The 13,113-nt window shown below is 45.9% G+C and carries 13 protein-coding genes; 1 reads left to right on the top strand and 12 read right to left on the bottom strand.

Annotated features, from left to right (window positions below; translation table 11 throughout):
- Nucleotides 1–10 precede the first annotated feature (10 nt).
- The 3 genes from E6W40_RS02595 to E6W40_RS02585 all read right to left on the bottom strand — a co-directional run bounded on the left by E6W40_RS02595 (nt 11) and on the right by E6W40_RS02585 (nt 1,400).
- A complete protein-coding gene (locus E6W40_RS02595) occupies nt 11–511 on the bottom strand; it encodes an Lrp/AsnC family transcriptional regulator (protein ID WP_136604049.1) in 501 nt (166 codons plus the stop codon).
- A gap of 227 nt (nt 512–738) precedes the next feature.
- Nucleotides 739–1,137, bottom strand: coding sequence for a spore coat protein (locus E6W40_RS02590; protein WP_136604048.1), 399 nt, complete (start codon nt 1,135–1,137; stop codon nt 739–741).
- A gap of 26 nt (nt 1,138–1,163) precedes the next feature.
- Complete coding sequence (locus E6W40_RS02585) at nt 1,164–1,400, bottom strand: hypothetical protein (protein WP_136604047.1); 237 nt, start codon at nt 1,398–1,400, stop codon at nt 1,164–1,166.
- Between the two features lie 134 nt (nt 1,401–1,534).
- Between E6W40_RS02585 and E6W40_RS02580 the strand changes: the two genes are divergently transcribed.
- Nucleotides 1,535–2,776, top strand: a complete 1,242-nt coding sequence (locus E6W40_RS02580) for an NAD(P)/FAD-dependent oxidoreductase (protein WP_136604046.1) — start codon at nt 1,535–1,537, stop codon at nt 2,774–2,776.
- A gap of 19 nt (nt 2,777–2,795) precedes the next feature.
- On the opposite strand, the gene E6W40_RS02575 is transcribed toward E6W40_RS02580, so the two are convergent.
- The 9 genes from E6W40_RS02575 to E6W40_RS02535 form a co-directional block, all read right to left on the bottom strand.
- Nucleotides 2,796–4,238, bottom strand: a complete 1,443-nt coding sequence (locus E6W40_RS02575) for a sensor histidine kinase (RefSeq protein ID WP_136604045.1) — start codon at nt 4,236–4,238, stop codon at nt 2,796–2,798.
- Nucleotides 4,239–4,241: 3 nt separating this feature from the next.
- The gene (locus tag E6W40_RS02570) at nt 4,242–4,979 is read right to left on the bottom strand and encodes a response regulator transcription factor (protein WP_136604044.1); all 738 of its coding nucleotides are present in this window, start codon (nt 4,977–4,979) and stop codon (nt 4,242–4,244) included.
- Nucleotides 4,980–5,080: 101 nt separating this feature from the next.
- Entirely contained in the window at nt 5,081–7,279 is a 2,199-nt protein-coding gene (locus E6W40_RS02565; protein WP_136604043.1) for a M1 family metallopeptidase, read from the bottom strand.
- 104 nt (nt 7,280–7,383) lie between these two features.
- Nucleotides 7,384–7,749, bottom strand: coding sequence for a YxeA family protein (locus E6W40_RS02560; RefSeq protein ID WP_136604042.1), 366 nt, complete (start codon nt 7,747–7,749; stop codon nt 7,384–7,386).
- A gap of 22 nt (nt 7,750–7,771) precedes the next feature.
- Entirely contained in the window at nt 7,772–9,703 is a 1,932-nt protein-coding gene (locus E6W40_RS02555; RefSeq protein WP_136604041.1) for an ABC transporter permease, read from the bottom strand.
- On the bottom strand, nt 9,690–10,457 hold the full coding sequence (locus E6W40_RS02550) for an ABC transporter ATP-binding protein (RefSeq protein ID WP_136604040.1): 768 nt from the start codon (nt 10,455–10,457) through the stop codon (nt 9,690–9,692). The genes E6W40_RS02555 and E6W40_RS02550 overlap by 14 nt, the downstream gene beginning before the upstream one ends.
- 228 nt (nt 10,458–10,685) lie before the next feature.
- Nucleotides 10,686–11,894: an MFS transporter gene (locus E6W40_RS02545; protein ID WP_136604039.1), complete on the bottom strand. Its 1,209-nt coding sequence runs from the start codon at nt 11,892–11,894 to the stop codon at nt 10,686–10,688.
- Between the two features lie 93 nt (nt 11,895–11,987).
- Complete coding sequence (locus E6W40_RS02540) at nt 11,988–12,551, bottom strand: hypothetical protein (protein ID WP_136604038.1); 564 nt, start codon at nt 12,549–12,551, stop codon at nt 11,988–11,990.
- Nucleotides 12,552–12,682: 131 nt separating this feature from the next.
- On the bottom strand, nt 12,683–13,102 hold the full coding sequence (locus tag E6W40_RS02535; protein ID WP_136604037.1) for a DUF350 domain-containing protein: 420 nt from the start codon (nt 13,100–13,102) through the stop codon (nt 12,683–12,685).
- Nucleotides 13,103–13,113: the final 11 nt, after the last annotated feature.

Below are 13,113 nucleotides of genomic sequence, written 5' to 3'. Positions count from 1 at the left end.
ACATCTTCCTTTACGGTGAGACCATGAGACGGTTATCTTCTTCACGGTCTTCAAAAATAATTCCGTCTTGTTTATATTTTTTCAAAATAAAGTTTGTTTTCGTGGACAGCACAGAATCAATCGGGGAAAGCTTCTCGGAAACAAAGTTCGCTACTTCCCGCAAATTACGGCCTTCTACTTCGACCAGCAGATCATATGCTCCGGACATCAAATATACGGATTTGACCTGTGGATACAAATAAATGCGTTCGGCAATTCCTTCAAAACCGCGGCCGCGTTCTGGGGTAATCTGCACCTCAATGAGCGCTGTAACCGTTTCTTCTTCGATCTTGCTCCAGTTGACCACGGCCGCGTATTTTACAATGACATGGTCCGCCTCAAGCTCGGCAATCGCCTCTTTTACCGCTTCCTCCTCAACACCAATCAGCGTTGAGAGAAGTTGGGGAGACCGTCTCGCGTCTTCATTCAACAGGTCGAGAACCTTTAATTTCAATTCAGTCAGTGCTTTCATACAGTATCCTCCAGCATTCATTTCACGGGTTGCTTACAGATCATGTCACACCCGGGAAAGAGATTAATACTAATATTACAATACTTTATGAAGCATGCAAAGAAAAACCGTCTCTACGGCGTGGGCCGAAATAGAGACGGTTAAAAAGTGCCATGCTTCACCGCAGGTACCTGAGGGTTACATATATTATAGCTATTTTGCTTTTTGGGCTGCCCGCAGAACGGCGGTTACATATAGTACGGATTGTGAATATTTGGCTGATGAAGCGGGACATTTGGAGTTTGGGCGTATTGACCCATGCCCCCCGTTTTTTGTTGGACAAACTGCCTTGCCTTTTGCTGCGTATTACGCGCATCCTGGATCTGCTTGTCCACGTCCTGGCGCAGCGCCTTGGAAGAAGTAGAGTACATGTTCATCTGCTTCATTAAATTATAGAGCTCCCCTTGCATCCGTAGCGTATCGTTGGTCAATTGTGTAAATAATTGGCGTACTGTCGGACAGGATGATTCCGTGGTAGCTGTCGTATATTCTCTGACGGTTCGTTTCAAATCCGCGAGGATGGTATATAGCAGGTCTTCATCCTGCATGAATGCAGAGTTATTTTGATTTTGATTTTGATAATACATGATTTACGCGTACCTCCCGTAATGGATTATTGTTGAGGCTGGTTCGGAGCCAGCGACTGATGCTGCTGCAGAGCCTGAACCAGCATCTCCAGATGATGGTCCATAGAACGGATATATTGCTGGCATGCCTGCTGGATGGCTGGATTTTGACTGGTTGCAGCCGTTGCCGCACACTGCTTAATCAGCAAATCTTCATTGGAAATCGAATCGACAATATACTCGAGCTCTTTGCCCGTAATTGCCTGCATTTGACCGGATTGCATATATGTTTGCCTCCTTCTTGGGGATATTTAACTCATCCATATTATGTCCCGGGCTTTTTTTTCTATGTGCCTACCAATAAACAGCTTTTAAATAGCAAATACTGAAGATGAATGAAGAAAAGGAGCGAAGTACGATGATCTTGAATAGTGGAAAACTGGCTTGGCCCCATACGCTGAACCCCGTTCCTGAATACCCTTCACTGAACCAAGATCTGGACTGCGATGTTCTCGTCGTTGGCGGCGGCATGAGCGGAGCAATTTTGAGCTATGAACTAACCCATCGGAAACTGAACACGGTAATGATCGACAAAAGAAGCATTGGAGGCGGCAGCTCTTCAGCGAATACAGGCCTACTGCAGTTTTCCAATGACAAAACGCTCACCTCCATTATGAACACATTCGGCGAAGAGATCGGTGTTGCTTTTTACAAGCTGTGTGAACGCGCAATGCAAAAGCTGATTGATACAGGCAGCCGTTTATATACGGATCCTCATCTCATCCCCCGCAGCAGCTTCTACTATGCCAGTCATGAAGATGATGTGGCTATGCTGCAGGAGGAGTATGAGAATTTCAGAAAATACGGGTTTCATGTTGATTACTGGGATCAGGCCAAGATTGAACAATATATGCCTTTTTCGAAGCCTGCAGCGCTTTATACCCACGGAGATGCAGAGGTTAATCCGTTTCGAATGGTACATGCGTTGGTTGAAGCGGCTGCCCGGCATGGAGCACATGTATTCGAGCATACAGAAGCCGTTCACTTTGATTATGATGAGAACGGCGTTACATGCCATACCCAAACCCATAAGATCTGTGCCAAAAAGGTCATTTATACGACGGGGTATGAAACCCAGGAAATCAAAAAGGACAGAAATGCTGTGCTTAAGGTATCCTATGCCGTACTTACCAACCCTGTAGAGGATCTTTCCGACTGGCATGAGCGCTGCATGATCTGGGAAACAGCCAGGCCTTATTTGTATATGCGAACTACACCGGATAATCGTATCGTTGTGGGTGGACTGGACGAGCATCCTCCAGCTCCCGAGGAGCGTGATGGCCGCGCTCTGCATAAAAGCGAGGCTCTGCTGGACGAGGTAAGAACGCTGTTTCCCCGTTATAAGGAACTTAAGGCTGACTACGCCTGGGCCTCTATCTTCGGCTCAACACATGATGGACTGCCGATGATCGGCACACATCCAGGTTACCCAAACAGCTATTTTATCGAGGCGTACGGCGGAAACGGGACGGTATACTGTATGATTGCTGCGGATATTTTGAGTGATGTGCTGACCGGAAAAGATCGGCCTGAGCTGGAGATGTTCTCTTTGCAGCGGACCAGCAAACCATCGCCTCACAAGCCGCTGACTTTGATATAACCCAAGCAAAAAGGCAATGTCATCCGCTGACATTGCCCTTTTGTGATATTGAAAGCCGTATTTCAATTTCTGTTCCTTGACTCAGCTCGCTGTGGACTGTAATCTCTCCACCATGGGCCTCGATAATATCATGCGTAATGGCCATGCCGAGTCCTGATCCCTTATGCACCTCACCAGTGTTGGTGCCTCTGTAATAACGGTCAAAGATTCGTGCAAGCTCTTCCTGTCTGATTCCCTTCCCGCTATCCACGACACGCACATAGACGATGTGCCCGCTCTTCACCACACTGACTTTAATAACAACAGCTTCGTCATTATGAACGATCGCATTATAGATCAAATTACTGACCGCTCTACGGATCAGGAGTTCATCCACATCCATTCTAATGATCTCATCGCTGCATTGAAAGTCAATGTTCCGGTTGGCATAACGGGAGTCATTCAGCGTGTCGATGACAGCATTCCGGACCAGACTCACAAGGTTTACATTCTTTTTATTGAGCATCATTTCTTTGTTTTTCAAACGGGTGGACAGGTTCAAGTCTTCGATCAAATCCGTCAAATACAGTGACTTGCGTTCAATAATCTCAGCATAGTCCCTCATTTCATCGATAGAGAAATGATAATCCTTATCCTTCATCATTTCTGCATAACCCTGAATCGAAGCTAATGGTGTTTTAATATCATGCGATATATTGCCGATCCATTCTTCCTTCATCCGGTCCAGCTTCTTTCTTTCCATTTCGCCGGCCCTAAGCTCCTCCGACAATAAATTAACATTATGAAAAACATCTTTATAAACACCCGCAGGCTTGTAATGTTTATTGTATTTTTTGTTGGCCAGCTGTTTGATCCCGTCAATTAATGTATGAATCGGCTTCGTCAGTATTTTACTGAAGATGTAGCCGATGCAAAGCGCGATGAGTCCATCAATAATGATCAGGATTATACTCCCCATCTTAAGTGCCTGTCCGACTTTCCGATAGTCGAAGGTTAGCACCTGCCTCTGTATATATCGACTTTTGAACCCTACCAAATAACTGTATTGGTGATTCTGCGCTATTTTCCCTCCAACAAACACAGTCGAAAGTAACTCTTTTTCGAAATACTTATACGTCTGAATCATGTCCAGGGGGGTGTATTTTACTTTCGCTCCTTTAGGGACAAGATAGCCGTACGCCTGCTTGCCGTCCTCATCCAAAACTTGAATCCATGCTTGGTTCTCCTCAAGCACCTTCTTACCTTTTTCCGTAATGCTTATCCCATCCGGATTGATGACGATGTCGTTTTGAAAAGAGCGTGTTATCGTATCAGCAGAGGTTTCTTGGCTGGGAATCTGGAGATCTTTGTTTACCATTTGCAAGATATACAATCCCAGTATAACCATGATATTGATGACAATGACGATCACGACAATAACTACAACGGATACCAGATACCTCCCGGTTAGCCTCCATTTCATCCATTACTCATCCTCTACAGCAAGCTTATAACCAAGTCCCTTCACCGTAACCAGATACCGCGGATTTGAAGGGTCTCTCTCGATCTTTTCCCTAAGCCTCCGGATATGTACCATCACCGTATTGTCAAATCCAAAAAACTCTTCGCCCCAAACATGGTCATATAAGCTTTCCTTGCTGATGATTTGGTTGGGATGCTTCAATAAATGGGTGAGTAAGCCAAGCTCCTTTGGTTTTAATTCAATGATACTTCCGTTCTTTTTCAGCTCGATTTTTTGTTCATCCAATTCGAAAGGTCCAGCCTTGATGATATGATCCATTTTCTCCCCACCTTGGGGAATATCATTTCTTCTGAAACGGGCTTTGATCCGGTAAGCCACCTCTTTTGGGCTAAAAGGCTTCGTGATATAGTCATCCCCGCCAATGGCAAAGCCTAGAATTTTATCAATCTCTTCTGTCTTTGCGGATAAAAAGAAAATAGGAACATTGGAAACACTGCGAATTTTTTTACATACATCATAGCCTTCTCCATCCGGAAGCATGATATCCAGTACGACAATGTCGGGCTGCCTCTTCTGAAACTCGATCCATCCTTCTTCCGCCGTAGCGGCTGCGTACACCTGCTCGATGCCTTCCTTGATGAGTACGGTTTGCAGCAGTCTCACAATATCCGCCTCATCATCCACAATGAGTACCTTTTGATTGAACGTCAAAACTATAACCCCCTTACTGTGGGTGATCATCCGCGATTAACTGCCTTAACCGGAGCAGCATAAACAATACTCAGATTCCCCACCACCAAAATTACTATACAAACTCTTATCGTAACACGAGCCCTGCTTGTTTACTCCTCAGCGAAAAATTTGGACATCGGGTTAGCCGTCTTCTGATCTGAAGTTACTTTCCCTGTCTTATTCATCTCATAATATTGATAGAAATCAGTGGTAAAACTGAGTGCATTCAGCACTTGCTTCCCAAACGGCTCAACCGTTCCGTCCGCAAGGGTATCCCCGTTCCAATAGAAATGGAGCAATAAACGGTTATGGTTAAACGGATGCTTGATGATATAAGCGCCCGCTGCGCCTTTTTTATTCATCCTACTCTTCCAGTCAAAACCTATATCCTTGGATTTTTGAATGATGCCGGGCTTCAGCGCCTGGATCAGCCCATTCGTTTGAGCGCTGCCGATCACGATCAGATTACTGCTTCCAATTTCCTTTTCCAATTTCTTTTTCAATACCTGACGCTCCGTAATAATGACAGGCTTAATGCCCGCAACCTCAAATGTTCCTTTCAGCTGATTGAGAATGATCTCCTGCTGCTTTTTCGCCTTGCTACTCACCTGGTCGCTCAGTACAATGGTCAGCGGTTCGCCCTGAAGCGCTTTATCCTCAATCCGGCTCATCGTCTCGAACGGAAGTTCCGGGATCTGTGCGAGAGAAGAACGGTATATCTCTTTGAACTGCTCATGAAAATAGGCGGCTGTTTCTTGCTTGCTCAGGCGGTATTCAGGCTTCAGGACAAAATTCGGCTGATGCAGCGACTTGTCCATCTCATTTCGGGCTTCTTTCCCCAGTGTATCCCCGATGGTTTGGAGGAGTCCATCAATCGTTGCATTTTTAAATGCATACCGCTTGAAATATTCTCTCATGAAAGCATCAAATTTCTCTTCGCCAACCATCCGATACAGCTGGTAAATAGCCTGGCGGCCCTTATCATAAAAGACAGGACTGGCATTGTCGCCAACCTCCTGATTGGTCGAAGCGATGGGCGCATCGAAGGAAGTGTCGTCAAACTGGAGCGCTTTGAACCCGTTCAGCATGTCGCCTTGTTTCTCGGAGAAATAGATTTTTGAGAAGTCGGCAAAGCCTTCATCCAGAAACGATTCCTTCTCCGAGTTGTTGCCGATCAGGGCATGGAACCATTGATGAGCGATTTCATGCACGAATACCGAATCATGCACCGGATCCGCGTTATTACCGATCATGCCCATCTGAATCACGCGGGCAAATTCCACCGCCAATCCCTCCACATACGATTCAGCGAGGCGAAATTCAGGATACGGATATTTTCCGTATTTGTCATTGAAGAATTCGATCGCCTTGAAGGCCTGATCCACGTATTCGTCAACGATCTTTTTCTTGTTCGGCATGCTGTCAAAATAATAGTATTCGACGGTCAGGCCATTTCGGGTCACGCTATCTACTTTATAGTTCGGGCTTGCGAAAAAGACAAATTCCCGCGTGTTGTTGGCTACCGTGGAGACGATTTTGCGACCGGCTTCCTTATCTTCCTGTGTGGTGATCGTCCCTGGCATCAATACTTGATACGCTGCGGGGACATTAAAGTGAACCTCAAAGTCCGAGGAGGTGTAATAGTCGGTTTCAAAAGAAGTGCTATAAGGCGTTTTATCCCACATATGCTTGGTTTCGTCATACACGGACATGACCGGAAACCAGTGAGCGCCGTTGATGATGTCTTTATAATAGGATAATCGTTCGGAGCCATATGGAATTTTTACATCAAATTCTACTTGGAGCGTTACCGCTTCACCGGGCTTTAGTCCCTGCAGAAGCTGAACGGTCAGCGCCTGGTTGGTATTAGTGAATGCTAAGGATTGCCCACCTGCCTTCACAGCCTGGATATCAATGCCGCCAAGAAAGGCCTCCGGCTTGAGGCCGGGATTGTTCTTCAGGATTTCTGCATTGGTTCTCTGGAACATGCTGGCCTGGGTAGATTTAGAGCGGTTAGCATCGGCAAAGGTATGGAACACCAACTCCCTAAGCGTGTCGCTCGAGGTGTTGCGGTACGTGACCGTTTCGCTTCCCTGAATATGCATATTTTTCTCGTCCAGGCGAGCATTGATCCGATATTGAATTGGCGTATGCGTCTCGGCGCTGTCTGCAGACTGCTGGGAAGCAGAGAATGGATCTGCCGCCAGTGCATGTCCTGTGCCAGCTACCATAGGACAAGCTGCCAGCGTGAATGCCAGCGAGTATGTCATTGCTTTTTTGGATATGGATGTCCATTTCAGATTGTTCATTTGGTTCTCTCCCTTTGCCATGTAATTCAACTCAACAAACTTCCTCTTACTTCCGCTGCGATGCCGGTTTCCGATCGCTGGTTACACCGTGATGACAGGCCGCACTACTTCCCTAGCTCTTCCAGCTTCTGCTTCGCTTGGTCCGGCAGTTCGCTTGTTTGCACCTCTTGGTAGGAACCCGCTTTATCGCCCTTCATGTAAACACTCAGGTACGCTTCCTTGCGCAGCTCCTTGTTTGCTGTAAAGGTTACGGTCTTTTCCTTCCCGTTTTTGTCGAACCCTTCCAGAGTGTATTCGTAGTAGATATACTTTTTGCCGTCATTCGTTTTGTCTTCCATTTTCTTGCCGTCCTGAATTTGTACATAATATTGATCCGCGCCTAAACGGTTGAGATTCACATTTTGTATGAATACAACACCTCCGATAAGAATAACTAAGATTACGACACCAACAATAAGTCCTTGTTTCATCGTTCTACTCCTTATGTTTAAGTTATTTTGTATTCGTTACGATTTTGTAGTAAGCATTCACGGTTATGAAGTAATAGATCAGATAAATGCAAGTGTAGATTCCCATGCAAACAACCACCGGGATGACCAGGTTCGTTTGCATCAGTCTGGATAGTGCAGATAAGGCTACCGCGCAGTGGGCGATCCCGGCTATCAGAGGCAGTGCAAAGATAAATAGAACCTGCTTAGCAACCGTTTTACGGATTTCTCTTTTCTTCACGCCGATCTTATATAAAATCTGATATCTCTCTTTATCGGAATTGGCTTCGGTTAACTGTTTAAAGTATATGATGCTGCCTGTCGCAGCCAGAAAGACAAGTCCAAGGAATCCGCCCATAAAAATCATCAATCCGGATGATTCCATCCCCCGGGCGTAATCACCGTAAAAGCTTGAGAATTCAGCTTTCTCGGGTAAAATGCCTTTCAGCTCCTTCGTTAATTGCTTGGCTTTGTCCTGATGTGTGATTCCGTAAGCCTCAATGGCCATCATTTGGGACTTGGGCTTCAGTTTGGCAAACAGTTCATCACTAACAACAATGGTGGAATATACGGTGCCTTGGTTCAGAACACTGTATTTTTTCAGTTCCTTAAACTTGATCTTTTCATGGACCGGGTTTCCGCTTAGCGTAATCGCCGAACCTACATACTGTGGTGAAATCCCTTCGATATACACGGGATCCAGTGCAGCGGCTTCGTCCGCCTGTAGGCTCAATGAATCATCCTTTCCCTGGAGCTTAGCCAGTTCGTTGAAGTCATGATTGGACAGGACGGTGAAGGTTTGTTCATCCGAGCTGCTGTTTTGATCCAGTCCGGAAGTGTTGGCATCTACCCCAAGCAGATGAAGCGAAGCATGGTAAAGAACCTTGTGATCCGGAGAATCCTGGATGACTTTATCGGCTTGGCTCGCTGCCTTACGATCTGTATTAATAAACATCATGCTGTTCGGGTTGACCTGTGAGACAGCGTTTCGGTTGCTGTAATACAAGCTGTAGGCTGTTCCAACAGCGGTTAGTGTCGTTGCACTTAGTACGGCGATGATCGTTAACGTACGTGCATTGCCTTTAATCCGGTACAAAAGCTGGGAGGTCCCGATGATATTGAGACCTTTCCAATAACTTTTCTTGTTTTTTCTGGACAGCTTCAGTAGAGTCACTGTTAACGTATTGAACAGCAAATACGTACCAAGAATCACGGTGATCAGAATAACGAGCGGTGTGATCATCAAACCAAGTGCCGCCCATGCTTTCGAATTCATAAGATTTTGCAGAGCCAGCCAGTAACCTAGGCCTACGAAAACCAGAGATAATAAGGCGGTCAGCAAGGAAGCCTTCGGCTCCTTCTCATGCTGCTGGTCTGCATGGAAGAGTTCAATTAATTTGAAACGGTAGATCAGCCGGTAGCCCTGAAGCGAAGTTATGAGTGTAATGACCATGAATACAAGGAAAGTGTTCACGATCGCTGCCGCAGAAATAGAGAAATGGCTTATGGCATCGTACCCCATTACCTTCATCAGGATCGATACGAAAAACCGGCTTAGCAGGGAGCCAAGAGCAATCCCCACAATAAGCGCAAGTACGCCCATCAGGAAATTTTCATAAAATAACATGCGTCCGATCTGCTTTTTCCGAACCCCCAGCAGGGAATACAGTCCGACCTCTTTCTTGCGCTTTCGTGTAAAAAAGGAATTCGAGTACCAGATGAAAATCGCAACGAAAATAATAAGCACAACGGCAGCGCCGCTAAAGGCTGAGCTGATTTTAGGCGATCCGTCCGATGCTGATTGGATGGTGCTGTCATACTTCAGTGAAACAAAGGTGAAGTAGATCACAATACTAAAGATCATGGATGCAAAATAAAGGAAATAGTTAGTAAAATTCTTCCGGATATTCTTCCCGGCAATACTAAACAGCGTCATGCTGCCCACCTCCGAGTGACGCCAGAACCTCTAGGATCTGCTGAAAGAACTCTTTCCGCGTCAAATGCTGCTTATGCAGCTCCTTGAAGAGCTGACCATCGTTGATAAAGATGACACGTTTGCAGTAACTGGCGGCATACGCATCATGAGTAACCATCATAATAGTCGATTGGTTAGAGTCATTGAGCTTGCTCAGACTCTCCAGCAGGCTAGTTGCCGATTTCGAATCAAGTGCACCGGTCGGCTCGTCTGCCAGGATCAGACTGGGATTGGCGACAATCGCCCTTGAAGCCGCTGCCCGTTGCTTTTGGCCACCCGAGATATGGTACGGGTATTTATCAAGGATTTGACGAATACCAAACGTGTCGGCGATTTCGTTTACCCGAGCCTCGATTTCTGCAGGTGGCACTTTGGACAAGGCAAGCGGGAGCAGAATATTCTCTTTGACCGTCAATGTATCAAGCAGGTTATAATCCTGAAATATAAAACCCAGCTTATTCCTGCGGAAATCCGACAGCTTCTCTTCACTCATAGTTACAATATTTTGACCGTCGATTGTGATCTCACCGGATGTTGGTGTATCAATGGTTGAAAATATGTTTAGTAGCGTGGATTTCCCCGCCCCGGATGGGCCCATGATGCCTACAAACTCGCCTTCCTGAATTTGCAGGTTAATATGCTGCAGAGCCGTATATATATTTCCTCTTGTACCAAATGTTTTGTTAACGTTGATTGCTTGCAAAATGTTTTTCATATGAGAATCTCCTTAAATGGCATGTATTAACGAACACAGATGTAATCATAACGTCTGTACCTTACAGCATTTTAATGCAAACCTTACATAAACCTTAAATATGAAAAATATGAACAACATGATATCAATGCCCCTTATTCGGCAGCACAAAAAAACCCTCAGGGCCACTTTAAAGTGCCACCCTGAGGGTTCATATTTCCCGTTATTTAAAATGGTTGCCGGCCAAGCTTATGCTGATCGTCCGCTCTGCAGTAGTTTTCTTATGAAAACCCAGCTTAAAATCGGCGATGCTCCAAGGATCAGCATGAGTATCGTAATCGTCAGAGGTGTTTTGCTTACCATTAATACGATAATAAAAATGAAGGTGCCTGCCAAACGCCCAACCATCAAGCTAAGCTCCCTCAGCACGACAAGCTCGACGCGCTTATCCACAGTTTCATCGCTGGTTCCCATCAGATCAAAGCCGGATGAGATCATTGGCAAAATATATAGCGGCATAAACAACGAAGAACCGATCCCGAGAATAAGCAGTGTTCCATAGGTTGTTTTCCAGAGCAACGGAATGATCACAATCCACAAAAGCAATGCACCGACAAGCATTCCCGGGCTTCTGAATTTAGGTTTGTACCATTTTCCTGCTAACCAGTAAGTCAGCAGTGATATGGCGGATGTGATCAGCGTAAATTGCCCTAGTCTAGCCTCTTGCTTGGTAGCGACAAACACCAACAGACCGATCAGAAAAGCAAATACCCCTTCACGAATCCCTTGCGCCACAAGCCCTAGAGACATAAGACGCCATGGGCTCCCCTTGCTCCGCAGCTGCGTGATTGGTTCCATCCAGTGATAGCTGCTGCCTTTCTCCCTTTTTTTAAGAAAAAAGCTGAATACCACACATATCGCATAAATGACCAATGAGATCGTAAATATGAGCCTGTACCCCTTGTCACCCTTCAACCATGTGATCAAGGTTCCTGAGAACCATGGACCCACAATTCCGGTGAATGAGCCCAGCAGGCCTACCCAGCCATTAAATAAATCACGGTTCTCACGGTCTGTCACTTCAAAATAAACGACATTGAACGCGACCCAAAACAGACCGATCGATATGCCGAGTAATATCCCCAGCGGCCAAATAAAGCGAACCACATCCGAACCGACCCATAATACAAGTAAATAAAACAATCCCGAGAGAACAATCCCTGCACGCAAGGTGTTCATTTTGTTGTATTCCTTTACCCACTTGCCACCCAGCCAAAAAGTAAGTCCTACGGCAACCTGTTGGGCTACCGTAAACCAGCCGATCATGGTATAGTCCTGTTTGCTTTTCCATAAGTACACATTCAAAAAGGTACCGGAAAGGGCCCCCGCCAGAACAATCAACCCATTAACAGCCAGCAGCAGCTGCGATTGGCGGTCCAAATGTGCCGTCGTTTTCATAAGTCCCCCCTTGCTTACCGAACATGTTCTGTCTTAACATGCCCCAAAGTAAGGGATATCATTTTTAGGCAGCTTAATTCCCGTTACATCTGCTCAGGATTTTTGACGGCTCAGATGATCGACCATACGCAAACGGTCTTCTTCCATCAAATTGGTTTCCACATGAAAACAACCTGTGCAGATATACACATTGACACGGAAAGGAGGCTGAATAACCGGCGCTTTAAGGGCGCTGAACTGAGTTGGGACAAAGCCTTGACCCGAGATTTCCTGCGCTCCTGCAAGAACCATGAAGTCGCGGCATTTTGGACATTCGGGAACCTCTTCCTGTTCATCCAAAATCTTTTCCACGCTCTCTTCATAATTCATCAGGTCATGGCTTTCTTCAAATTTATCCAGTGTTCGGATGGATGGCGGAAGCTGGTGCTGCATATCCTCTTGTGCCCAGAATGATGAAGACTCATCTCCTTCTTCGGCATCTTCTTCCCAATCCATGCTTTCTTCCATGCCCTCTTCATCTTCCTCGTCACCGATTTGAACACTCAAGGTGCGGTATCCCTTCAGCTCATTGTGACAGTAAGGGCAATTCTCTTCAGGTCCAATTTCTTCATCCCAGACAATCTCTGTCTGGCACCATGGGCAAACGGTCGTTTCCATTGCCATTCATCTCCTCAATGTTTCATTAAATAAACGATGCCGACTGCAAAAAAGATTACAGCTACGACAAACAGAATTCTCGTCAGATTTTTCATGCCTTCCTCCCAGAAAAAACGAGCTCAATGATATTCCTAAAAAATACAAGCTCCTATGACATAGGACAGCGATACGGAAATCAGCAGGGAGATGATCCCTACCGCCCGGTTATCCTTCCGAATTTCCTCATCAACCGAAAAGACTGGAGTTAAAAACTCAAACAGTACATACGCCGCAAAAAGAAGAATAAAGCCGAAAAATGCCCATTTCATCGTGTCGTAAATGGAGGTTTTCGCCTCTATACTATACCTGAGCACATTGCAAATGGCGAAAATTTTGCCGCCGGTAGCCAGAGAAGCCGCGACGTTTCCGCGGCCGATCTCATTCCAGCAATTATACCTGGCCACGAGCTCAAACAGGTACAAAAATACAATCAAGCCCAATATGGCCACCGAGAAATAACCGATCAGCGTTCCCAGGGGATGAGCCAGCAGCTGATCAACCCAATTCTTCATGTTCCTGCCCC

Source organism: Paenibacillus dokdonensis (assembly GCF_004916975.1).
Classification (GTDB): domain Bacteria; phylum Bacillota; class Bacilli; order Paenibacillales; family Paenibacillaceae; genus Paenibacillus_AQ; species Paenibacillus_AQ dokdonensis.
Note: the sequence above shows the minus strand (reverse complement) of the source record. Positions and strands in the feature narration are given on the sequence as shown.

What these genes read in the sequence shown, in the direction of transcription:
- E6W40_RS02570 (WP_136604044.1), bottom strand. Translation starts at nt 4,979, where the DNA reads ATGATCACCCACAGTAAGGGGGTTATAGTTTTGACGTTCAATCAAAAG.
- E6W40_RS02565 (WP_136604043.1), bottom strand. Translation starts at nt 7,279, where the DNA reads ATGAACAATCTGAAATGGACATCCATATCCAAAAAAGCAATGACATAC.
- E6W40_RS02550 (WP_136604040.1), bottom strand. Translation starts at nt 10,457, where the DNA reads ATGAAAAACATTTTGCAAGCAATCAACGTTAACAAAACATTTGGTACA.
- E6W40_RS02555 (WP_136604041.1), bottom strand. Translation starts at nt 9,703, where the DNA reads ATGACGCTGTTTAGTATTGCCGGGAAGAATATCCGGAAGAATTTTACT.
- E6W40_RS02540 (WP_136604038.1), bottom strand. Translation starts at nt 12,551, where the DNA reads ATGGAAACGACCGTTTGCCCATGGTGCCAGACAGAGATTGTCTGGGAT.
- E6W40_RS02590 (WP_136604048.1), bottom strand. Translation starts at nt 1,137, where the DNA reads ATGTATTATCAAAATCAAAATCAAAATAACTCTGCATTCATGCAGGAT.
- E6W40_RS02535 (WP_136604037.1), bottom strand. Translation starts at nt 13,102, where the DNA reads ATGAAGAATTGGGTTGATCAGCTGCTGGCTCATCCCCTGGGAACGCTG.
- E6W40_RS02545 (WP_136604039.1), bottom strand. Translation starts at nt 11,894, where the DNA reads ATGAAAACGACGGCACATTTGGACCGCCAATCGCAGCTGCTGCTGGCT.
- E6W40_RS02560 (WP_136604042.1), bottom strand. Translation starts at nt 7,749, where the DNA reads ATGAAACAAGGACTTATTGTTGGTGTCGTAATCTTAGTTATTCTTATC.
- E6W40_RS02575 (WP_136604045.1), bottom strand. Translation starts at nt 4,238, where the DNA reads ATGAAATGGAGGCTAACCGGGAGGTATCTGGTATCCGTTGTAGTTATT.
- E6W40_RS02585 (WP_136604047.1), bottom strand. Translation starts at nt 1,400, where the DNA reads ATGCAATCCGGTCAAATGCAGGCAATTACGGGCAAAGAGCTCGAGTAT.
- E6W40_RS02595 (WP_136604049.1), bottom strand. Translation starts at nt 511, where the DNA reads ATGAAAGCACTGACTGAATTGAAATTAAAGGTTCTCGACCTGTTGAAT.
- E6W40_RS02580 (WP_136604046.1), top strand. Translation starts at nt 1,535, where the DNA reads ATGATCTTGAATAGTGGAAAACTGGCTTGGCCCCATACGCTGAACCCC.